Origin of the sequence: Streptomyces griseus, from assembly GCF_900460065.1 — a bacterium.
Lineage (GTDB): Bacteria > Actinomycetota > Actinomycetes > Streptomycetales > Streptomycetaceae > Streptomyces > Streptomyces griseus.
In genome coordinates this window covers 1-23,242 of record NZ_UAVD01000036.1, presented here as the reverse complement: position 1 = coordinate 23,242, position 23,242 = coordinate 1, and the positions used below count along the sequence as shown (strand labels likewise).

The following is a 23,242-nucleotide window of genomic DNA, read 5'->3' as shown; positions in this document are numbered from 1 at the left end:
TCTCCTGAGGTGGGTCTGGCGCGGTCCGGCCCTGGGGCGTTGCCACGCGGTATGCCGAGAAAGCTACGGCGGCGGCTTTTTCCGGCGGTTTCGTCTCGCTTTCGCGGGCGCGAAATCCTTCCGACATCGCCGGAGAAGCCCTGGTCCGTAGCGTTTCGCGGCGGGTGGCCCAGCGTCCGGAGCGGGTCCGCGCGGCGAGGAGAGACCATGCACTTCACCTTGCTCGGCTCCGTGTCGGCCGAGACCGGGGCGCGCGTGGTGGCACTCGACGGCAACAAGCAGCGCACCGTGTTCGCGGCCCTGCTGCTGGCCCACGGCAAGGTCGTGACCGACGAGCGGCTCATCAGGTTCGTGTGGGGCTGGGACCCGCCCGCGAGCAGCGTCAACCAGCTCTACACCTACGTCTCGCGGTTGCGCACCCGGCTGGGGGACGGGGTCCGGCTGGAGCGCGGCGGCCCCGGCTACCGGCTGGACATCGGCGACTCCACGGTCGACTGGGAGGCCTTCCGGGAGCTGGCCGACGCGGGCGGCGCGGAGCTGCGGGCCGGACGGTACGCGGAGGCCGAACGCGGACTGGCGGCGGCCCTCGCCCTCTGGCGGGGGCCCGCCCTCACGGGAGTCACCGAGCAGTTGGCCGGCGCCGAGGCGCCCCGGATGGAGGAGGCCCGGCTCTGCGCCGAGGAGCACCGCACTGAGGCGGCGCTCGCCCTGGGCCGCCACACCGAGACCGTGGCCGGCCTCACCCGCCAGGTGGCGCTGCATCCGCTGCGGGAGGGCATGCGGGGCCAGTTGATGACCGCGCTGTACCGGTGCGGCCGGCAGGCGGAGGCGCTCGCGCTGTACGAGGCGGGACGCCGCGCCCTCGCCGATGAGCTGGGCATCGACCCGGGGCCCGCCCTGCGCGGACTGTACGAGGAGATCCTCCGGGGCGCCCTGCCCGCGCCGCCGGCCCCCGAGCGGGTGCGGAGCGTGCTCGCCGATCCCGTACGGGAGGCCGGTCCGCCGCCGGAGGGCGCCGGGGCCACCGGCCTCGTGCCGTCGCTCCTGCCCGCCGCCCCCGGCGACTTCACCGGCCGGGCCGCGGAGGTGGAGGCGGTGCTCGCCGCGCTGAGCGAGCGGCGGGACGTGGTGGTCACCGGAGCGCCGGGCACGGGCAAGTCGGCCCTGGCGCTGCACGCCGCCGAGCGCTGCCGCGACGCCTTCCCGGACGGCAGCCTCTACGCCGACCTGCGCACCGGGAGCGGTGCGCGCAGGCCCGGGGAGGTCCTCGGCTGGTTCCTGCGGGCACTGGGCGCGGATCCGGACCGGCTGCCCAAGACGCTCGACGAGCGGGTCCAGCTCTACCGCACGCTGCTGACCGGACGGCGGGCGCTGGTGGTCCTCGACAACGTGACCGACGACGCCCAGGTCCGTCCCCTGCTCCCGGGCGGGGGGCCGAGCCGCACCGTCGTCACCGGCGTCCGGGCCCCGCTGGCCTCGCTGGAGGGGACCCGGGTCGTGCAGCTCGGCGCGCTGGGCCCGGCCGACGCCGTGCGTCTGCTCACCGCGATCGTGGGCCCCGCCCGGATCGCGGAGGACCCCGAAGCCGTCGTCCGCATCGCCGAGTTCTGCGACCGCCTCCCGCTCGCCCTGCGGATCGCCGCCGCCCGGCTCGTCGCCCGGCCGCAGTGGTCCACCACCCGGCTCGCCGGCCGGCTGGCCCACGGGCACCGGCGTCTCGCGGAGCTGCGGCTCGGGAGCCTGGACGTCGCGGCGGGGCTGCGCCACGCCGTGGACGGCCTGCCGGTCCGGCTGGCCGAGGCGTTCGTCGAGCTGGCCTCGGCCGGACCGCCGCAGCTCGGCGTGCCCGACGCGGCGGTCCTCCTCGGCACGGGCTGGGAGGAGGCGGAGGAGGTGCTGGAGGAGCTCACCGACGCCCGGCTGGCGGAGGGCTGGAGCGCCGGGGCCGACCGCCGGCCGTGCTACCGCTTCCCGAGCCTGGTCCGGCTGTTCGCCCAGGAGCTGCGCGGGGCGTCACTCGCCGTCGCCTGACCCCGGTCCGCCCGCCCCTCCGGGGCCCGTTCCCAGGAGGGGACGGGCCCCGGAGGCGTCCTCCGCCCCGGTCAGCCGCACCCGCCGGCGTGCCCCTCGTCGAGGGTGTGCGTCTCGGCGGGAGAGGTGAACTCGTCCTTGTGCGCGACGAGTTCGTTCAACGTGTCCACGTACTGGGTGAGCAGCTCGGCCCACGGGGCGGGAGCGGCGTACAGCAGTTGCTCGGTGCTCCTCGACGCCTCTTCCTCGATGTCCTCCAGCACCTCCAGCGGATGCCGCACCTGGACAGGGGAGTTGGGGCCTTCGCGCATGGTGCCTCCTCTGTTCGCGGATCGGGCCTTCCCAAGGCCCCGCGGTCACAGAGTCGGGCGGACGTCCGGAGGAATCCCCGCGTCCTCCTCTCGCCTCCCGAAGAGGGTTCCTCGGGACGCGGTACAGAATTCCGCAAGGCCGCCCGGTCGGGGCGGTGGCCGCGGTCTTGCATGAAGCTGCCATATCCCCGAGGCCCTCGCGGAGTTGCGCCTAGGGTGGCCCGCGACCTACCGAGGGAGCGGTTTCATGGCAGTGCTGGCCGACGGCGTCTTCAACGACCTGCCCCTGGTCCTTCTCGTCGCCCTGACCGCCGCGGTCCTGCTCGGGCTCCTCGCCTTCGGGGTCTCCACGGCCTCGCGTCGGCTCCTGGGCATCAGGGTCGGCCCCCTGCGCGCGTTCGGCGCGGGGCTGGTGGGGGTCGGCGCCCTCGCGGTGTACGGCCGGCTGATGCGCGACAGCGAGAAGGACCTGGGCGCGCTCTCCACCATGCAGATCCCGCTGGCGCTGTTCGCCGCGATGGCCGCTCTGGTGGTTCTGGAGGTGTTCCTGCCGCACGGCAGCTGGGCCCGGCCGCTGCACCTGGTGCGCGGCCTCGGCGACCGGATGCGCCGGGCCCGTCGCTACTCCCGGATCAGCCGGATCTTCGTCAAGCACGGCCTGGGCCGGGTGCTGCGCGGCCGGAGAGCCTGGCACCGGGCGATGCAGCCCGGACCGTACGGCGAGCAGTGCGCGGCCTCGGCGAGGATGGCGCTGGAGGAGTGCGGGGGCGCGTTCGTCAAGCTCGGGCAGGTGCTCTCCACCCGGCGGGATCTGCTGCCCGCGCACTTCATCGATGAGCTGAGCCGGTTGCAGAGCGACGTCCCCGCGGCGCCCTGGCCCGAGGTCGAGGCCGTGCTGCGCAAGCAGTTGGGGAAGCCGGTCTCCGAGGTCTTCGACTGGATCGAGCACAAGCCCCTGGCCGCCGCCTCCATCGCCCAGGTCCACCGGGCCCGGCTGAGCGGCGGCCCCACGGTCGTCGTCAAGATCCAGCGGCCCGGCATCCGGGAGTCCGTCGAGCGGGACCTGGACATCGTGCTCTCCATCAGCCGCGGTCTGCAGAGCCGGCTGCGCTCGGCGCAGGTGCTCGGCCTGCGCGAACTGGGCGACGGGTTCGCCGAGTCCGTGCGGGAGGAGCTCGACTTCCGGATCGAGGCGCGCAACGCGTCCACCGTGGCCGAGGCGACCGGCGGCTACGCGGCGGACGCGCCGGTGCGGATCCCCCGGGTCCACTACGCGTACACCTCGGACCGGATCCTGGTGCAGGAGTGGCTGGAGGGCGTCACCTTCGACCGGGCGGGGCCGGTGGCCGACGGGGCCGGACTCGACCGGGAGGCGCTGGCCCGTACGGCGATCGGCTCGATGCTCCACCAGATCCTCCGGGTGGGCGTCTTCCACGCCGACCCGCACCCCGGGAACATGCTGCTGCTGGACGACGGGCGGATCGGGCTCATCGACTTCGGTTCGGTCGGACGCATCGACCCGTCGGTGCAGATCTCCATCCAGGAACTGCTGGTGGCCGTGGGCCGGGGCGACCCGGCGGGTCTCCACGACGCGGTGATCAGCCTGCTCGGCACCCGTGCCACGACGCACGAGGAGCTGATACCGGACCAGCTGCTGCTGGAGCGCGAGCTGGGGCGTTTCATGGCACGCCATCTGAGGGCCGCGGCCCAGCCCGACACGGAGATGTTCACCGCGCTGTTCCGCATGTTCGCGCGGTTCGGACTCGCGGTGCCGCCCGAGGTGGCGGCGGTGTTCCGGGCGCTCGCCACCATCGAGGGGACCCTCACCCGTCTCGCCCCGGGCTTCAACATCCTGGACGAGGCGCGCGGGTTCGCCCTGGGGCTGCTCGCCGACCGGATCGGTTACGGGAAGCCGAAGGGGGAGGGCGCCAGGAGCGCCCCGGGCGGGGTCTTCGCCACCGTGGCGCAGGCGGCGACCCAGGAGCTGCTGTCGGTGCTGCCGATGCTGCGGAGGCTGCCGCGGCGGGCCGAGCGCATCAGCGCCTCACTGGAGGAGGGGCGGCTCGGGATCCGGGTCCGGGTGCTCGCGGACGAACGGGAGCGCCGGTTCGTCTCCGGGCTGATCCATCAGGTGATGGTGACCCTGTTGGCGGCCTGCACCGGGCTGATGGGGGTGCTGCTGATGGTGTTCGGCACCGGCAGGGGGCCGAGGGTCTCCGACCGGCTGGAGCTGTATCCGCTGATCGGCTACCACGTGCTCGCCCTCAGCGCGATCCTCACGCTCAGGGCGCTCTACACGGCGATGCGCCGGCCCCCGTGACCCGGCGCCCGGCGTCGGATCACGGGCGCAGCAGGACGGGCAGCGCCTCCAGCGGGCGGACCACCACGTTCTGCTGGTAGCGCAGCCGGGACGGGTCGACGGCGAGCCGGGCCGCGGGGAAGCGCTCGAAGAGGCGGCGGGCGGACACCTCCGTGATGACCTTCGCCAGGTGGGCGCCGGAGCAGTAGTGGATGCCGAAACCGAAGCTGAGGTGGGCGGGCTTGACCCGGTCGAGGTCGAGCCGGTCGGGGTGGCCGGGGAACTGCCCGGTGTCCCGGTTGGTCGACATGACGCAGACGACGACGACCTCGCCGGCCGGGATGGTCACGCCGCCCACGTCGACCGGCTCGGTGGTGACGCGTTGCAGGGCGTTGCTGATGGGGCTCACGTAGCGGATCAGCTCGTCCATCGACTTGCCCCAGCGGCCGGTGTCCGCCAGCAGCCGGGCCCGCTCCCGGGGGTGCGTGAGCAGGGCGGCGATCACCCCGCCGACCAGACTCGCGGTGGTGTCGTTGCCGCCGGTCATCAGGGCGAAGCCGGTGGAGAGGATCTCGGTGGGGGTGAGCCGGTTCTCCGGGGCGGCGTGGATCAGCGCGGAGAGCAGGTCCTCGCCCGGCTCGCGTTCCTTGCGGGCGATCAGGTCGGCCATGTAGGCCGACAGCTCCTGGACGTTGCGGTCCAGGACTCCGGAGCCGTCCGTGGGGGAGTGCGTGCGCAGCGCCGTCGACCAGCGCAGGAAGTCCGGCCAGGCGTCGGCGGGCACGCCCATCAGCTCGGCGATGGTGATGACGGGCAGCGGGTCGGCGTACCCGGCGATCAGCTCCGCCTCGGGGGCTTCGCCGAGCCGGTCCAGGAGGTCGTCGGCGATCCGCTCCACCTTCGGCCGCAGGGCTTCGGCCCGGCGCGGGGTGAACGCGAAGCTGATCGCCCGGCGCAGCGGGGTGTGCCGGGGCGGCTCCAGGTTGGCGAGGTGGTTCGCCTCCTCGGGCGGGGGCGTCAGCGCCCGCCCCGTGCGCCGGGACATCAGCCGGTAGTGCACGTGGATGTCACGGCTGAGCCGGGGGTCGGCGAGGGCCGCCTTCGCCTCCTCGTACCGGGTCACCACCCAGGCCCGCCCGCCGTCCGGGAACGAAAGCTCGCGCACCGGGCCCTCGCGCCGCACGTGATCGAGCACGGGATAGGGGTTCTGGGTGAACTCGTTGGTGAGCATCCAGTACTTGGAAAGGGTCTGTGTGCCGGTCATGCCCGTCCTCCGTGCCGTGACGCCGGGAGCGCTTCATCCGGTCGGCACGTTAGGCGGCCTCTGCCGTTCGGCACATGCCTGGTTTCAAGAGTTCGATCTGTGCTCGGATCGCCGCATCGCGGCCGGGATCATCTATGCCGTTCGGGAGATGTGGCCGTATCCAGGCGACTCCTAGGCTCCTTGGCAACCGCCGGACACGGTGCACAGTGCTCCGGTCATGGACTGTCCGAATCAACCCGTGTGGGGAGTGTGAGTCATGACCGTGACCATTCCGACGATGACCAGGCGTCAGACCGTGGCGCGAGCTGTCGGTGTCACGAAGCTGTACGGCAAGGGAGAGGCACAGGTCGCCGCACTGCGCTCGGTGGACGTCGAGTTCGCGGCCGGTGAGTTCACCGCCATCATGGGCCCCTCCGGTTCGGGCAAGTCCACGCTCATGCACACGATGGCGGGTCTGGACACGCTGACGGAGGGCGAGGTCTTCATCGGCGACGCCCGGGTCAGCGACATGTCCGACAAGGAGCTGACGCTGCTGCGCCGCACCCGGATCGGCTTCATCTTCCAGCAGTTCAACCTGCTCCCGACGCTGACGGCTCAGGAGAACATCCTGCTGCCGCTGTCGATCGCGGGGCGCAAGCCGTCCAAGGACTGGTTCGACCGGGTGGTCGGCACGGTGGGCCTCGCCGAGCGGCTGGGGCACCGCCCCACCGAGCTCTCCGGCGGACAGCAGCAGCGCGTGGCCTGCGCCCGGGCCCTGGTCTCCCAGCCCGAGGTCATCTTCGCCGACGAGCCGACCGGCAACCTGGACTCCGTGTCCGGCACCGAGGTGCTCGAATTCCTCCGGGACTCGGTGCGTTCGCTCGGCCAGACGGTGGTCATGGTGACGCACGACCCGCGCGCTGCGTCGTACGCGGACCGGGTCGTCTTCCTGGCCGACGGCCGGATCGTGACCGAGCTGAGCGAGCCGACCGCGGACGCGGTCATCGACACGATGCGCTCGCTCGACGGCAGGACCGGGGCCGCGTGATGCTGACCTTCACTCTCAAGAGCCTGCTGTCCCGGAAGCTGCGGCTGGTCCTGTCGGGCCTCGCGGTCGTCCTGGCTGTCATGTTCGTGTCCGGTTCCATGGTCATCAAGGACACCCTGAACCGCTCCATCGACGCCCAGTTCACCGGGGCCTACGCCGATATCGACCTGCACGCCGCGCTGAAGCCCGCGGTGGAGGCCGAGGGTGAGACGGCGGTGGTCCCCCCGGTGGACGCCGCCGCGGTCGAGCGGGCCTCCCGGGTCGACGGCGTCGCCGAGGCGCGCGGGCTGGTGCTCACCGAGGGCGCGCGGGTCATCGGGAAGGACGGCAAGGTGGTGCCCGGCACGGGCGGCCCCCGCTACGGCGAGAGCTGGCGGGGCGAGAGCGGGCTGATCAAGCTCCGCTCGGGCCACGGACCGCGCGCGGCCGACGAGGTGGCCGTCAACGCCGGCCTCGCCGAGAAGGCCGGGATCGAGGTCGGCGACCGGGTCGGCGTGCTGACGAACGAGCCCCGGCAGACGTTCGTGGTGGCCGGAGTCTTCGGCTACTCCGGAGACCGGGACTCCATCGGCGGCGAGCAGACGGTGGCCTTCACCGACCCGGTCGCGCAGCGGCTCATGCTGGGCCGGGCCGACCGCTTCTCCGGCATCGAGGTCACGCTCGCGGACGGCGCCGCCGCCGGCACCGTGCGGGCGGCGCTCGGCAAGCAGCTCGGCGGCGGCTACGACGTGCTCACCGGCAAGGAGCTGGCCAAGAAGGCCTCCGACAAGTCCCGCGGCATGCTGGACATGATGGGCATGCTGCTCCTCGGCTTCGCCGGCGTCGCGGTGTTCGTCGGCGTCTTCCTGATCGTCAACACCTTCTCGATCATCATCGCCCAGCGGATGCGCGAACTGGCCCTGCTGCGGGCCCTGGGCGCCAGCCGCAAGCAGATGATCAACTCCGTGCTCGTGGAGTCGTTCGTGGTCGGCCTCGTCTCGTCGGTCCTGGGACTGGCCGCCGGGGTCGGCATCGGGGCCCTGGGCGCCGACATGATGGCCTCGTCCACCGACGGGCTCCAGGTCGCCGGGCTCGGCGTGCCCGTCGAGGCGGTGGTCACCTCGTTCGCCGTGGGCATCCTCGTGACGATGCTGTCCGCCCTCTTCCCCGCCGTACGGGCCTCCAAGGTCGCCCCCATCGCGGTGATCCGCGCCGCCGCCGCACCGCAGGGCAGGCACCGGGGACAGACCTGGACCGGCGGGATCATGCTCGGCCTCGGGGCGCTGCTCCTGGCCGCGGGACTCTTCGGGTCCGGCGGAGCCTCGCTGATCATCCCCGGCGTGCTGCTGGCCTTCGTCGGCGTCTCCCTGCTCACCCCGCTGTTCAGCAAGCCGTCGGTCCAGGTGCTCGGCGCGGTGTTCGCCCGCTCGACCCCGGGGTCGCTCGGCCGCGCCAACTCGGCCCGCAACCCGCGCCGTACGGCCATCACCGCCTCGGCGATGATGATCGGCGTGGCGCTGGTCACGGCCATCAGCACCGTGGCCGTCTCGGCCGAGAACAGCGTCGCCGGCGACATCAAGCGGGACCTCAAGGCGGAGCTGGTGGCGATGGGCGAAGCGGGTTCGGCGTCCTCCGCCTCGATCGCTCCGGCGGCCCTGGCAGAGATCGCCGAGGTGCCCGGGGTCCGGAACGTCGCCGCCGCCACCATGGACACGGCGAAGATCGGCAAGGAGAACCAGGCGGTCGCCTCCTGGCAGGACTGGGCGAAGGCCCGCGAGGTGCTCGGTCTGAAGCGGGTGGACGGGAACATCGACACCCTGCCCGCCGGGGCCGTGATCGTCAACGAGAGCACGGCCGAGAGCAGGGACGCGAAGGTCGGCGACCGGATCGAGGTCCAGCTCCAGCGCGGTGACTCCCACACCTACCGGGTGGCCGGGGTCTTCGCGGACTCGACCCTGTCCAACGGCATGGTCGTGCCCTGGGCGGACGCCGAGGCGGGCTTCCGCTCCAAGCAGCCCTCGCAGGCCTACTTCCAGCTGGCGGGCGGGGCGGACGAGAGCCAGGTCCGGTCGCAGATCGAGACCCGGCTCAAGGGCAGTCCCGAAGTCACCGTGCAGACCCGCGCCGATGTGATCGAGATGTTCAGCGGCGGGTTCGCCATGATGCTCACCATCGTGCAGGCGCTGCTGGGGGTGGCCATGCTCATCGCGGTCCTCGGCATCGTGAACACGCTGGCCCTGTCGGTCCTGGAGCGGACCCGGGAGATGGGCACGCTGCGGGCGATCGGCCTCAGCCGCGGCCAGACCATGCGCATGATCATGACCGAGTCGGTGGTGATCTCCCTCTTCGGCGCGGTGCTCGGCGTCGTCGTGGGCGGGGCGCTCGGCCTCGCGGTGGCCCGCGGGATGGAGGACCAGGGCGTCAGCCAACTGTCGCTCCCCTGGGGCCAGATGCTGGCCTACGTGGTGGGCGCGGCGGTGGTCGGGGTGATCGCCTCGATCGCCCCGGCCCGGCGCGGCGCACGGCTGAACGTCCTGGCGGCCATCAGCCACGGCTGACCGGACGCACCCCTGCTCCGAAGGCGTCCTCCGATCCCCCGGGAGGGCGCCTTCGGTCTGCGCCGGGTCCGGTCCGACTTTGCCCGTGCAGCTTCCTGCACCCTCCATTGCCCTCGTCCCCCGGTGGGCCGAAAGTGGACAGCAATTCCAGTGGTTTCGGCGGTCGAACACCGGACTCGCTGGCAATCGCTTGTGCTCCATCGAGTGACAGGGGGAAGAGATGCATGAGCGTGAGTTCCGGGCATTCGTGTTCGTGGCCGAGATCGGGCGTATGGATCAGGCGGCGAAGGCACTCGGATATTCGCAGCCGGCTATCAGCTATCAGATCAAGTGTCTGGAACAGATGATGGGCGCCAAACTCTTCACCCGCGACTCCACCGGGGCGCGGCTCACCCGGGAGGGGCGCATGATCCTGCCGTCCGCCCGCGCCGTGCTCGCTCTGATCGACAGTATGAAAGGGGTCTGCGCGCCGGTGTGATGCGAGCGGCTCCGGATCCGGAGCCGGCTCCGGGCGGTCCGGGGCCGGGCCGCCCCGCAGGCGGCCACAGGACCCCCGGGCCCAGGGCCACCCGGCCCAGGGCCACCCGGCCCAGGGACTCCCGCCCGGATCACGCCGGCCGGGCGCGCCCGGTGCGCGCACCTCGCGCGGGGGCGCCGTCGGCCGCCGCACGAACGGCGCTACCCCTCCAGGCCGTTGCCCCAGATCCAGGCGGCGATGCCGACCCGGTTGCGGACGTCCAGTTTGCGCTGGACGTTGGCGACATGGGTCTTGGCCGTACCGGCCGAGATGAAGAGTTCGGCCCCGATCTCCGCGTTGGTCATCCCCTTGGCGACCAGCCGGGCGATCTCCGTCTCCCGGCCCGTCAACGCGTCCAGCGGCTCCGCCGCCCTGGGCCGGCCGGCGTCGCGGTGGTGCCGCAGCAGGCTGACGGTGAGCGAGGGGCTGATCAGCGTGTCGCCCGCCATCGCGGCCCGCACCGCCTCCACCAGCAGCGTCGGGCCCGACCGCTTCAGCAGGAAGCCGCAGGCACCGTTGCCCAGCGCGGTGTGGACGTACTCGTCGAGCCCGAAGGTCGTCACCACCACCACCCGCATCGGGTTCTCGGCATCGGGCCCGGCGAGCCGCCGGGTGACCTCCAGACCGTCCAGGCGCGGCATGCGGATGTCGGCGAGCACGACGTCCGGGTTCAGTTTCGCGGCGAGTTCCACGGCCTGAAGACCGTCGGACGCCTCGCCGACCACCTCCATGTCGGGCTGGGAATCCAGGATGAGGCGGAATCCGACGCGCACGGATTCCTGGTCGTCGGCGAGGAGTATGCGAATGGTCACGATCGGTACCGTAGTTCGAGTTCGCCCCGTTCAGCCACCGGAACCGTATGCAAATTATTTCTGCGGACTACGGCCGGGATCGAGCCGCTGGAAGCATCGGGCGGGTAGGAACTTCAGCGCCGCTGGGCGGTGCTTTCCCCCTTTCCTTTGGAGCGGTGACTGGGCATGGCTCACACCAGGAGAATCAGAGCGCTGGCGGCGGCCGGGGCGACGGCACTGTCGTTCACGCTGCTCGGCGCGGGGTTCCCGGCCTCGGCCGGGACCGCGGCGAGGGGCGACGCGACCCGCGTGCCGCTGCTGCCCGCCCCGGACGCGACCGGTGACCGGCCGGCCTGGCCCGCCGCCGCGTTCGGCACGGCGACCCCGGTCAAGGACGCCGTACGGGCGGTGGCGAGCCGGCCGGCCGACGGGGCGGTGCTGAGCGGCGTCCGGCCGGAGCTGGTCGCCGACCGCCGTACGGGGAGGGCCCGTTACGAGTTCGTGGTGGCGACCGGCGACACCCCGCGCACCGGGCAGGTCACCTCCTCGGGCTGGGTCTCCTCGCCGCGCTGGCAGGTTCCTGCAGGCGTCCTGAGGGACGGCGGCCGGTACACCTGGACCGTGCGGACCAAGGACTCCTCCGGCCGGGTCGGCGAGGACTCCGCCGCCCGCGGCTTCACCGTGAACCAGCGGCTCGGGGCCCGGCCGGAGGGCGGCCCGGCCCCCACCGACGGGCTCGGCCCGGTCACGGTGAACCTGGCCACCGGCAACGTCACCGCCTCCGTCGACACGGCCCGGACGTCCACCGGCGCCGGCCTCCTGGGCGCGACCTTCACCTACAACTCCCAAGCCGTGGAATCCGCTTCGGGCCTCACCGGCGCGTACTACGCGGGCGACCCGGCTGCCGGGATCGGCGCGGACGAGAAGCCCGCAGCCGTCCGCGCGGACGCCCGCGTCGACTTCCGCTGGGGCGGCGAGAGCCCCCTGCCCGGCACGAAGCCGGACGCCGCGTTCCGGGTCGCGTGGAAGGGCCGGCTCGCCGTGCCCGCCGACGGGACGTACCGGCTCGGCGGCGTCTACGACGGGGGTCTGAGGATCCTGGTCGACGGCAAGCCGCTCCTCGACGACTGGAGGGGCGCCGACGCCTCGGGCGACCGCCCGGCCTACGGCCGCCCGGTCGGACTGGAGTCCGGCCGCTCGTACGCCGTCGAAGTCCAGCACCGGCGCCCGGTGAACGGCCGACAGGTCGGGCTGTGGGTCTCCCGGCCGGGGCGCGCCGCGCCCGTCCCCGCGTCCTGGCTGCGGCCGGACGCCGAGGTGCTTCCGCCGGGCTGGACCGTCACCCCCGCCGCCGCCGGACAGGGCGGCGACGCCCCGGCGGACGCCTCCGGCGTCTCGGGCGTTCCGCGTGCTTCGGGTGCCGGGGGAGCGCCGGGAGCCTTGGCCGCCCGGGGTTCGACTCCGGCCGTCCCGGCGCCCGTGGCCCCCGGCGCGAGCGCGCCGCACGCGCCGCGCAAGGGTCCGGCCGGAGCGGCCGGGCGCGCGGAGGCCGACGCGGCCGCGGGACCGGCAGCGGGCATCGAGGCCGCCGAGGACGCCGGGACCACGTTCCTCTACGCGGGCGATGACGACTGCGCGGACGCCGCCGCACCCGCCGGCTTCGTGTGCGCGGTCCGCGTCCCCGGCGCCGGCACCACCCAACTCCACTATCGCAACGGGAAGTTGAGCCGCCTCGTCAACCCCGGTGCCGAGACGACCGACTTCGGCTACACCTCCGGCGGTCTGCTCGGCGCCGTACGGCCGCCGCTGGTCATGGACTGGATCGCGGCGGGCGCGGGGCGCGACACCGAGGCCGCCCGGTACCGGATCGACTACCGGCCGGGATCGGCCGCGGCGAGCCGGGTGACCGGGCCCGCCCCGGACGGGACCGCGACCACGGGCGACGCCCGGCCACGGCGCGACTACACCTACTCCCCGGGCGTCACGGAGGTCGGCGTCGCGGGGGTGCGGACCCCGCAGGGCTGGGCCCGCAGGGTCACCCACGACACCGCGGGCCGCACGACGACGGACACCGACGGCACCCGGCGCACCACCCGGTACACCTGGACCGCGGCCGACCAGCCGGAGTCGACGACGGATCCGGCGGGCCGGCTGAGCACGACCGTCCACGACGCCTCCGGCATGCCGGTCGGCGAGTACGGCCCGGGACCGCGCGCCTGCTTCGGCCCGGACCTGCGGCCCGTCTCGCCCGTCCCCGAGGGCTGCGGGGCCGTCCCCGCCACCACGACGACGCTCGGCCCCGAGGGGCTGACGACCGTGCGAGCCGACTCCCTCGGGGTGCCGCCGCTGGTCGCGCTGACCCGGTTCGACGCGACGGGCCTCCCCGCCGAGCTGGTCACCGACCCCGACGGCCTCGCCCTGACCACCGGATACGAGTTCGACGAGGCCTTCCGGCCGGTCGCGGAGATCCTCGCCAACGGCACCCGCAAGACCTACGGCTACTACGGGCCGTCGGAGAGCGCCGACAACCCCTGCACCGCCGGGAACGACCCGGTCGCCCAGCGCGGTCTGCCCCGCTCCATCACCCTGCCCACCGCGGCGGACGGGACCGCACGGGTCGAGAAGTTCGTCTACGGCGCACGCGGGCTGCCGGTCGCGGTGAACTTCGGCGGGCCCGACTGGACCTGCGTCGCCTACGACGACCGGGGCCGGATCGGCCGGATGTCCATGCCGGGCAACTCCAGCCTGCCCGCGTGGAGCGTCGACTACGACAGCGCCCACGGCGGCGACCCGCTGACGCTGCGCGCGACCCAGCACGACCACTTCGTCACCAGCACCGTCGACCTGCTCGGCCGTACCGTGAGCTACACCGACGGCCGGGGCACCCGCACCCGTACCGCGTACGACCGGGCGGGCCGGGCCGAACTCCAGCGGGTGACGCCGCCGTCCGGCGCCACCCAGACCGAGCGGACGCGGTACGACGCCGCCGGCCGGGTCCTGGCGGTCGTGCTGAACGGCAGGCAGCTCGCCTCGACCGCGCACGACGACGCGGGCTCGCTGCGGAGCGTGCGCTACGCCAACGGGATGCGGCTCTCCGTGGCCCGCGACGAGGCCGGGCGGATCACCGCCAAGAACTGGGTCCTCGCGGACGGCACGGAGCGGACGAGCGAGGTCACCCGCTCGCGCTCGGGCGCTGTGGTGGACGAGTCCCTCGCGGGGCGGGAGTCCGGGCCCGGCGGCCCCGACTTCCGCTACGACGCGGCCGGCCGGCTCGTCGAGGCCCGGATCACGGGACACACCTACACCCGTGACTTCACCGCGCCCTCGGCCGGGGAGTGCCCGGACGGCACCCGCGCCAACGCCGGGGCCAACGGCAACGTCGTCCGGCTCACCGACCGCACCGCCGACGGGAGCACCGTCACCGGCTACTGCTACGACGACGCCGACCGGCTGCTCGCGACCACCGGCGACGACCCCGTCACCGACACCGCGTACGGCCTCAACGGGCACCTCACCGGATACCGTTCCGGCGGCGCGCGGCTCACCCAGCGCCAGGACGCCGTCGAGCGGCACATCGGCGTCGCCGTCACGGGGCCCGGCGCGGCCGACGTCCGCTACACCAAGGACATCGCCGACCGCTTCCTCACCCGCACGGCCACGACCGACGCGGGCTCCGAGAGCGTCGGCTACGGCCACACCGACATGAACGACCCGGCCCCCGACCTGGTCCTCGGCGAGGACGGACGGCTGCTGACCCGGGTGATCGGGCTGCCGGGCGGCGTCGTCCTCTCGCACGCCGCCGGGGCCCCGGCGGCCGGCCGGACCACGACGTGGAGCGCACCGACGGTCCGCGGCGACCTGTTCCTCGTCGCCGGCGACACCGGCCGGCAGCAGGGCGACCTGTACCGGTACGGCCTGTACGGCGAGGCGCTCCGGGCGGACGGGACGGTCGACCCCCAGCACCTGCCGGACAACCTGCCGGGCGACTTCGACTACGGCTGGCTCGGCCAGTACCAGGTGGGCACCGAGCACGAGGGCGCGCTGTACAACGTGGTGCTCGACACCCGTGTGCTGAACACCGCCTTCGGCCGGTTCTCCGCCCCGGTGTCCGGCGGCCCCTTCCTCAATCCCTACGAGTACGCGGCCGGCGACCCGGTCAACCGCACGAGCATCAATGGCTACGACCTGGACGTGGAGACGGAATGACGAAGACGCCCTTTACCGACGCCGACACCGAGATCCTGGAGCACCACGGCAGCCGCATGGTGCGGGTGCGGCCCACCGCGGGCGGTGACCACCGCGACTGGTTCACGGCCAACGCCGGGGCCCTGCGGTCGGCGATGTACGAGCACGCGGCCGTCATGGTCAAGAGCAGCGGGCTGGTCGAGCAGGCCGAACTCGCCGAGATAGCCGAGGAGATCGGCGGCCGGACCCTGGAGTACAACGAGCGCTCCACACCGCGCTCCAGGGTCACCGGCAAGGTCTACACCTCGACCGAGTACCCCAAGGACCAGAGCATCCCGCAGCACAACGAGAGCGCGTACTCGGAGAACTGGCCGCACAACGTCTTCTTCTTCTGCGCGCTCGCCGCGGAGACCGGCGGGGAGACCCCGGTCGCCGACAGCACCGCCGTACTCGACCGCCTGCCGGCCGGGCTGGTCCGGCGGTTCGAGGAGAAGGGGGTCCTGTACACCCGCACCTACCGCACCGGAATGGGCCTGTCCTGGCAGGAGGGGTTCCAGAGCGACGACAAGGGTTACGTCGAGAGCTACTGCTCCGACCACGGCATCGAGACGCGGTGGGACGGCGACGTGCTGCGCACCCGGCAGCGGCGCCCCGCGGTGCTGGCGCACCCCGTCACCGGGCAGCGGGTCTGGTTCAACCAGGCGCACCTTTTCCACGTCAACGCGCTGCCCGAGGCGGTGCGCGAGGGGCTGCTGGAGATCTGCGGCGAGGACGGGCTGCCGCGCAACGCCTACTACGGCGACGGCACGCCCATCACCGCCGACGAGATCGCCACCGTCCTCGGCGTCTACGACGAGATCACCCTCGCCGAGACCTGGAACACCGGCGACCTCCTGATGATCGACAACCTCCTCACCTCGCACGGCCGCCGGCCCTTCACCGGCGACCGCAAGGTCCTGGTGGCCATGACCCAGCGCGAGACGGCCGGGGCATGACGACGGCCACGTCCACGCTGCACGGCGTCGACCTCACGGACCCGCAGACCTTCCTCGACCGCAAGGACGACCTGGTCGGCCTCTGGCAGGAGTTCAGGTCCCACAGCCCGGTCCACTGGCATCCCGTCGAGGGCCGTCAGGTGCCCGGCTTCTGGGTCCTGTCCCGCTACCGGGACGTCATGGAGGTCTACCGGGACAACAAGCGGTTCACCTCCGAGCGGGGCAACGTCCTCGCCACCCTCCTGGAGGGCGGCGACTCGGCCGCGGGGCAGATGCTGGCGGTCACCGACGGCCGCCGCCACCGGGAGCTGCGCAACCTGCTGCTCAAGGCCTTCTCACCGCGGCTCCTCGCCTCCGTGGTCGAGGGCGTGCGCCGCAGGGCCGACCGGCTGGTGCGGGAGGCCGTCGGCCGCGGGAGCTGCGACTTCGCCCAGGACGTGGCCGAGCACATTCCCATGGCCACCATCGCCGACCTGCTGGGCGCGCCCGCCGCCGACCGTGACTACCTGCTCTCCCTGACCAAGCAGGCCCTCAGCGCCGAGGAGGCCGGGCAGTCGGCCGAGGAGGCGGTGGTCGCCCGCAACGAACTCCTCTACTACTTCTCGGAGCTGGCGGAGATCCGGCGGGAGGATCCGCGGGACGACGTGGTGAGCGTGCTGGCCACGGCGACCGTCGACGGGAAGCCGCTCACCGAGCAGGAGATCGTCTTCAACTGCTACAGCGTCATCATCGGCGGCGACGAGACCAGCCGGCTGTCGATGATCTGCGCGGTGCACGAGCTGATGGAACACCCCGACCAGTGGCGGCGCCTCGTCTCGGGGGAGGTCTCCGTCGACAGCGCCGTCGAGGAGGTGCTGCGCTGGGTCACCCCGGCCATGCACTTCGGCCGGCGGGCGCTGACGGACGTGGAGATCGGCGGCCGGACGATCCGCGCCGGCGACGTCGTCACGCTCTGGAACAGCTCGGCCAACTACGACGAGACGGTGTTCGACCGTCCTGAGGAGTTCGACCTGGCCAGGACGCCCAACAAACACGTGTCGTTCGGATACGGTCCGCATTTCTGCCTCGGCGCCTATCTGGGCCGGGGGGAGATCCACGCCCTGCTGACCGCACTGCGCACCCATGTCGCCGCGATGGAGCCCACCGCCCCGGCGCGGCCCATCCACTCCAATTTCCTGCACGGATACAGCAGTCTGCCCGTCTCCCTGCGGCCGGTCACCGGCGACAGGACCTGAGGCCCCCGCGCCGCGATCCGTGCTGGAAGCGTGCCCCGTTCCTCCCCAGGAGCGGGGCACGCGCCATGTCCGCAGCCCGCGGCGGAGCCGCCCGTGTAAAGCGCGATGAGCATTCTTCGATACGCGGATCCCGGTGGATCGAAGTTTTTCATGAGTCGGTGGAGCGCCTCCCATTGATTCGTAGTGTGGGCCGGGTCGCGACTGCCGTGCCCATCGGTGAGCGATCTTCTGCCGGTTTCGACGCGTCTACTCAATCGGAGTGAATGGAAATGGCTGATCGGAATGGATTCCATTTGCCGCTGACGGCCGCTCAGCACGGAATGTGGCTTGCGCAGCAGGTGAATCCGGACAATCCGATGTACAGCATCGCCGAATGCGTCGAGATTCGGGGCGGGATCGATGTCTCCCTCTTCGAGGCCGCCCTGCGCCGCGTCGTCGACGAGGCCGAGACCCTGCGGGTCGGCTTCGGGACCGGAGCCGACGGGCCCGTGCAGTCGCCGGTGGAGGGCATGGACCTGCCGTTGCACCACGTCGACGTCAGCGCCGACGCCGACCCCGCAGCCCGCGCCGAGGAGTGGATGCTGGACCGGGTGCGGGAGCCGGTGGATCCGGCCGGCGGGCCGCTGTTCACCTTCGGTCTGCTCAAGCTGGCCGCCGACCGCCACACCTGGTTCAGCCGGGTCCACCACACCGTCGTGGACGGCTACAGCTGGTCCCTGATCGTGTCCCGGGTCGCGGCCCTCTACTCGGCCCTGGCGGCCGGCGAGGAGCCGCCGCCGAGCACCTTCGGCACCCTGGCCGAGCTCGTCGGCCTCGACACCGGCTACCGGCGCTCCGAGCAGTTCACCACCGACCGCGCGTACTGGTCGCAACGGCTGGCCGGCGCCCCCGAACCGGTCACCCTCGCCGGCCGCCCCACCCGCGTGCCCACCGACCACATCCGCCGGACCCGACCGGTCGCCCCCGCGCACGCCGAGGCGCTGCGCGACCTCGCCCGGGAGACCCGCGTCGCCTGGCCCGCCGTGGTCGTCGCGGGCATCGCCGCCCACCTCGGGCAGCTGACCGGCGCCGACGACCTCGTGCTCGGGCTGGCCGTCAGCGCCCGGTCCGCCGCGAGCAGGCGCACCCCGGGCATGGTGTCCAACGCGCTGCCGCTGCGGCTGCGCCCCGTGCCGTCCGGCACCGTGGGCGCCTTCCTCCGCTCAGTGAGCGAGGAGATCCACGGGGCGCTGCGGCACCAGCGCTACCGCTACGAGGACATCCACCGCGACCTCGGCCGCGTCGGCGACCGCAAGCGGCTGTGGGGCCCCGAGATCAACCTCCTCATGTACGGCGAGCGGCTCTCCTTCGCCGGGCACCCCGCGACCGTGCGCGGCTTCTCCGTCGGGCCCGAGGAAGACCTCTCCCTGATCGTCGACAACCGGACGCCCGACGCGGGCTTCCTCCTCGACCTCCACGCCAACGCCGACCTCTACACCGAGGAGTCGGTGACCGGGCACAGCGAGGCGTTCACCGGCTTCCTCACCGCCCTGGCCGGCGCCGGACCGGACGACCGGCTGGACTCCGTCGTCACCGGCGCGCCCGTCGGCTGGGTCCCCCCGGCGGACACCGGGGACGCCACCCCCGCGCAGGCCCCCGCGCCCTACCGGGCCCCGCGGACCGCCCGCGAGGAGCGGCTCTGCGCCCTGGTCGCCGAGGTGCTCTCGGTCGGACGGGTCGGTATCGACGACGACTTCTTCGCCCTCGGCGGCCACTCCCTCACCGCGATCCGGCTGCTCGGCCGGATCCGCGAGACCTTCGGGGCGGAACTCTCCATCCGTACCGTCTTCGAGACCCCCACCGTCGCCGCCCTCGCCGGCCGCCTCGCCCGCTCCGCCACCCACCGGAGCGTCCTGAAGCCGCTCGACCGCCCCGCCGTGCTCCCGCTCTCCCTCACCCAGCAGCGCCTCTGGCTGGTGAACCGGCTCCAGGGACCCAGCGGCGCGTACAACATGGGTCTCGCGCTCCGGCTGACCGGCCGCCTGGACCGCCCCGCGCTCGCCGCGGCGTTCCAGGACGTCCTCGCCCGCCACGAGAGCCTGCGGACGACGTTCCCCGAGACGGACGGGACGCCGCGCCAGCACATCCTCCCGCCGGCCGAGGCCGCTGCGGAGGTGGTCCTCACCCAGTCGCCCGCCGACGCCGCCACGGTGGACGCGACCGTCGCCGAGGTGGTCGCCGAGGGCTTCGACCTGACCGAAAGGCTCGCCGTACGCCCCCGGCTGCTGGTCCTCGGACCCGAGGACCACGTCCTGCTGATCGTCTTGCACCACATCGTCGCCGACGGCCTCTCGCTGGCCCCCCTCGCCCGCGACCTCGGCCTCGCCTACACGGCCCGCACCTCCGGTGAGCCGCCGGCCTTTGCGCCGATGCCGGTCCAGTACGCCGACTACACCCTGTGGCAGCAGGCGGAGCTGGGCGACGAGAACGACCCGGACAGCACCCTGGCCCGCCAGCTCGACCACTGGAAGCAGGCCCTGGCCGGACTGCCCGAGGAGCTGGAACTGCCCCTCGACCGGCGACGGCCCGGCGAGCTGAGCCAGCGCGGCGACATCGTCCGCTTCGACATCGACGCCGGTTTGCACCGCAGGCTCACCGAGCTCGGGCGCGCGCACCGGGCCAGCCTCTTCATGGTGCTCCAGAGCGCGGTCGCCGTGCTCCTGGGCAAGCTCGGGGCGGGGGAGGACATCCCGCTCGGCAGCGCGGTCGCCGGCCGCGGCGACGCGAGCCTCGACGGCCTCGTCGGCTGCTTCGTGAACACCGTGGTGTTCCGCAACGACCTCTCCGGCAACCCGAGCGTCGGCGAACTCATCGACCGCGCGCGGGAGATGTCGCTCTCCGCGCACGCCAACCAGGACGTGCCCTTCGAGCGGCTCGTCGAGGCGCTCAACCCGGAGCGCTCACTCGCCAGGAACCCGCTGTTCCAGGTGATGATGGACGTGCAGACCCCCGCCGAGTCCCGCCTGGAACTGCCGGGTCTGGTCACCACCCCGCAGCAGGTCGACCCCGGCGTCACCAAGATCGACCTCCTGTTCGGTCTGGACGAGCGCTCGGCGGGCCACGAGGCCGCCGCCGGGATCAGCGGCCGGCTGGAGTTCAGCACCGATCTGTTCGACCGCTCCACCGTCGAGGCCATGAGCGTCCGCCTGCTGCGGGTCCTGGAGGCCTTCACCGCCGACCCGGACCGGCGCATCGCCGACGTCGACATCCTCATCGGCGACGAACGACGCCTGGTCCTGGAGGAGTTCGGGCTTGCCGCGGAGGCCGGCGCGGATCTCCTCCTCCCCGCCCTCTTCGAGCGGCAGGCCGCCAGGACCCCCGGCGCGCCGGCCCTGATCGAGGGCGACCGCACCCTCTCGTACGGCGAACTCGACGCGCTGTCGAACCGGCTGGCGCGGCGGCTGATCCGCGCCGGGGCCGGCCCCGAGCAGCGCGTCGCCGTGCTGCTGCCCCGCTCGGCGGAGCTGGTGGTCGCGCTGCTCGCCGTCCTCAAGTCCGGTGCGGCCTACGTGCCGGTCGACCCCGACTACCCCGGTGAGCGGATCGCCCACATGCTCGCCGACGCCTCCCCGGCCCTGGTCCTGGCCGGACCGGGGGCCCCGCCCCCGGCGGTGCCCGCCGGGACGCCGGTGCTCGACGCCGCCGAGGAGCTCCGCGACCCGGCGCCGGACCCGGGCGCCCCGGCGGACACCGACCGGTCGCGACCGCTGGACCCGGACCACCCCGCCTACGTGATCTACACCTCCGGCTCCACCGGCCGCCCCAAGGGCGTCGTCGTGACCCACCGGTCGGTCGCCGTCTACCTGGAGTGCGCACGGGACGGCTACCCCTCGGTCGCGGGCGGCACCCTGCTCCACTCGCCCGTCTCCTTCGACCTGACCGTCACCTCGCTGTACGCCCCGCTGATCTCGGGCGGCACCGTGCGGGTGACCGCCCTCGAAGGGCCCGGGAGCGGCGCGCCCCGCCCGTCCTTCCTCAAGGCGACCCCGGCGCACCTGGCCCTGCTCGGCGTGCTGCCCGAGGAGTTCTCGCCCAGCGACGAACTGGTCGTGGGCGGCGAGATGCTGCTCGGCGAGGCGGTCGAGGAGCTGCGCAGGCACCGGCCGGGGATCGCGGTCGTCAACGAGTACGGGCCGACCGAGGCCACCGTCGGCTGCGTGGAGTTCCGGATCGGCCCCGACGACACCGTCCCCGGCGGGCCCGTGCCGATCGGCCGGCCGATGCGCAACTCGGCCGTCCGGGTCCTGGACCCCGCGCTGGCCCCCGTACCGCCCGGCAGCCGGGGCGAGATCTACCTCGGCGGCGGGCAGTTGGCCCGCGGCTACCTGGACCGGCCGGGGCTCACCGCCGAACGCTTCGTCGCCGACCCCTACGGCCCCCCGGGCGCCCGCATGTACCGCACCGGCGACGTGGGCCGCTGGCGCGCCGACGGCCTGCTGGAGTACCTCGGGCGCGTCGACGACCAGATCAAGCTCAACGGCTTCCGCGTCGAACTGGGCGAGATCGAGGCGGTGCTGGCCCGCCACCCCGGGGTCGCACGGTCCGCCGCCGCGGTCCGCGAGGACGTGCCGGGCCACCGCAGGCTCGTCGGATACGTCGTCCCCGGCGACGGCGCACCCCCCGCCGAGGCCGACCTCCTGGCCTGGGCGGCACGGGCGCTGCCCGCGTACATGACCCCCGCCGTCGCCGTCGTGCTCGACGCCCTGCCGCTGACCCCGAACGGCAAGCTCGACCGCAGGGCGCTGCCCGCGCCGGAGCGCGAGACCGCCGGAGCCGGTGACGCGGGCGGGGCGCGGACCCCCGCGGAGGAGGTGATCGCCGGGCTGTTCGCCGAGGTGCTCGGCCGCGAGAGCGTCGGCCTGCACGACAGCTTCTTCGAGCTGGGCGGCGACAGCATCGTCTCGATCCAGCTGGTGTCCCGCGCCCGCCGCAAGGGGCTCGTCTTCTCCCCCAAGGAGGTGTTCGAGCTCAAGACGGTGGCCGCGCTGGCCGCCGAGGCCACCGAAGCGGCTCCCGCGCGGGCCGACGAGAACGCCGGCGTCGGCGCGTTCCCCGCGACCCCGATCATGCGCTGGCTGGAGGAGCGCGGCGGCCCCGTCGACGCGTTCCACCAGAGCGCACTCGTCCTGACCCCGGCCGGGCTCGGCCGGGACGAACTCACCCGGGCCCTCCAGGCGGTCCTCGACCGGCACGACGCCCTGCGCACCCGGCTGGACCGGGCGGGCGACGCCGGCTGGACGTACACGATCCCCGGGCGCGGCACGGTCGCGGCGGCCGGTCTCGTGCACCGCACCGACATCGCCGGCATCGACGGCGACGAGCTGCGCACCGTGATCGGCCGGGAGGCCCGGGCGGCCTGGAACCGGCTGGACCCCGGGGCCGGGGCCATGGTCCAGGCGGTCTGGTTCGACGCCGGCCCCGACACACCGGGCCGGCTGCTCATCGCCGCCCACCACCTGGTCGTCGACGGCGTGTCCTGGTCCGTCCTCCTGCCGGACCTGCGAGCCGCCCGGGAGGCGGTCGCGGCCGGCAAGGACCCCGAACTCGCCCCGGTGGGAACGCCGTGGCGGCGCTGGGCCGAACTGCTCGCCGGGCAGACGGCCGCCCGGTCCGGCGAACGGGCCCACTGGGAGAGGGCGCTCGCGCTGCCCGCCCCCGTCCTGGCCGACCGGCCGCTCGACCCGGCCAGGGACACCGCGGGAGCCGCCCGCCGGCTCACCCGCACCCTGTCCGCGGACATCACCGGGCCCCTCCTCGACCGGGTCCCCGGGGCGCTGAACGCGAGCGTGCACGAGGTGCTGGTCACCGCGCTGGCCATCGCCCTGGAGCACCGGGCGCACCACCGGGGCGGGGAAGCGGACGCCGGGGTCCTCATCGACGTGGAGGGCCACGGCCGGCAGGAGATCGCCGAGGGCCTGGACCTGTCCCGCACGGTCGGCTGGTTCACCACCATCAGGCCGGCCCGGCTGCGCCCGGGCGTCGACGACTGGGGCGCGCTGTGGGAGGGCGGC

At 73.5% G+C, this 23,242-nt stretch carries 12 protein-coding genes; 9 read left to right on the top strand and 3 right to left on the bottom strand.

Annotated elements, in window-relative coordinates; translation table 11 throughout:
• Positions 1-207: 207 nt before the first annotated feature.
• Positions 208-2,031, top strand: coding sequence for an AfsR/SARP family transcriptional regulator (locus DTB53_RS25880; RefSeq protein ID WP_012379773.1), 1,824 nt, complete (start codon positions 208-210; stop codon positions 2,029-2,031).
• Positions 2,032-2,102: 71 nt separating this feature from the next.
• Here the strand turns inward: DTB53_RS25880 and DTB53_RS25875 are convergent, their stop codons facing one another.
• Entirely contained in the window at positions 2,103-2,342 is a 240-nt protein-coding gene (locus tag DTB53_RS25875; RefSeq protein ID WP_003967397.1) for a DUF6269 family protein, read from the bottom strand.
• 247 nt (positions 2,343-2,589) lie between these two features.
• On the opposite strand from DTB53_RS25875, the gene DTB53_RS25870 reads away from it, so the two are divergent.
• Positions 2,590-4,662, top strand: coding sequence for an ABC1 kinase family protein (locus DTB53_RS25870; RefSeq protein ID WP_042496536.1), 2,073 nt, complete (start codon positions 2,590-2,592; stop codon positions 4,660-4,662).
• A 19-nt stretch (positions 4,663-4,681) separates the two neighbouring features.
• Here DTB53_RS25870 and DTB53_RS25865 read toward each other — a convergent pair whose 3' ends face one another.
• Entirely contained in the window at positions 4,682-5,905 is a 1,224-nt protein-coding gene (locus DTB53_RS25865) for a cytochrome P450 family protein (RefSeq protein ID WP_012379771.1), read from the bottom strand.
• A 256-nt stretch (positions 5,906-6,161) separates the two neighbouring features.
• Here DTB53_RS25865 and DTB53_RS25860 point away from each other — a divergent pair, with 256 nt between their 5' ends.
• The 3 genes from DTB53_RS25860 to DTB53_RS25850 all read left to right on the top strand — a co-directional run bounded on the left by DTB53_RS25860 (position 6,162) and on the right by DTB53_RS25850 (position 9,947).
• Positions 6,162-6,932, top strand: a complete 771-nt coding sequence (locus DTB53_RS25860) for an ABC transporter ATP-binding protein (protein ID WP_012379770.1) — start codon at positions 6,162-6,164, stop codon at positions 6,930-6,932.
• The gene (locus DTB53_RS25855) at positions 6,932-9,469 is read left to right on the top strand and encodes an ABC transporter permease (RefSeq protein ID WP_012379769.1); all 2,538 of its coding nucleotides are present in this window, start codon (positions 6,932-6,934) and stop codon (positions 9,467-9,469) included. Before DTB53_RS25860 ends, DTB53_RS25855 begins: the two co-directional genes overlap by 1 nt.
• Positions 9,470-9,689: 220 nt before the next feature.
• Positions 9,690-9,947, top strand: coding sequence for a LysR family transcriptional regulator (locus tag DTB53_RS25850; RefSeq protein WP_003967392.1), 258 nt, complete (start codon positions 9,690-9,692; stop codon positions 9,945-9,947).
• A gap of 200 nt (positions 9,948-10,147) precedes the next feature.
• Here DTB53_RS25850 and DTB53_RS25845 read toward each other — a convergent pair whose 3' ends face one another.
• A complete protein-coding gene (locus DTB53_RS25845) occupies positions 10,148-10,798 on the bottom strand; it encodes a response regulator (protein WP_003967391.1) in 651 nt (216 codons plus the stop codon).
• Between the two features lie 165 nt (positions 10,799-10,963).
• Between DTB53_RS25845 and DTB53_RS25840 the strand changes: the two genes are divergently transcribed.
• The 4 genes from DTB53_RS25840 to DTB53_RS25825 all read left to right on the top strand — a co-directional run.
• Positions 10,964-14,983 (top strand): PA14 domain-containing protein, encoded by a 4,020-nt coding sequence (locus tag DTB53_RS25840; RefSeq protein WP_012379768.1) that lies wholly within the window; start codon positions 10,964-10,966, stop codon positions 14,981-14,983.
• Positions 14,980-15,957, top strand: coding sequence for a TauD/TfdA family dioxygenase (locus DTB53_RS25835; RefSeq protein WP_003967389.1), 978 nt, complete (start codon positions 14,980-14,982; stop codon positions 15,955-15,957). Before DTB53_RS25840 ends, DTB53_RS25835 begins: the two co-directional genes overlap by 4 nt.
• A complete protein-coding gene (locus DTB53_RS25830) occupies positions 15,954-17,192 on the top strand; it encodes a cytochrome P450 (protein ID WP_012379767.1) in 1,239 nt (412 codons plus the stop codon). Before DTB53_RS25835 ends, DTB53_RS25830 begins: the two co-directional genes overlap by 4 nt.
• A 263-nt stretch (positions 17,193-17,455) precedes the next feature.
• Positions 17,456-23,242, top strand: a 5,787-nt coding sequence (locus DTB53_RS25825; protein WP_370454225.1) for a non-ribosomal peptide synthetase, incomplete at its 3' end; no start/stop codon positions are given.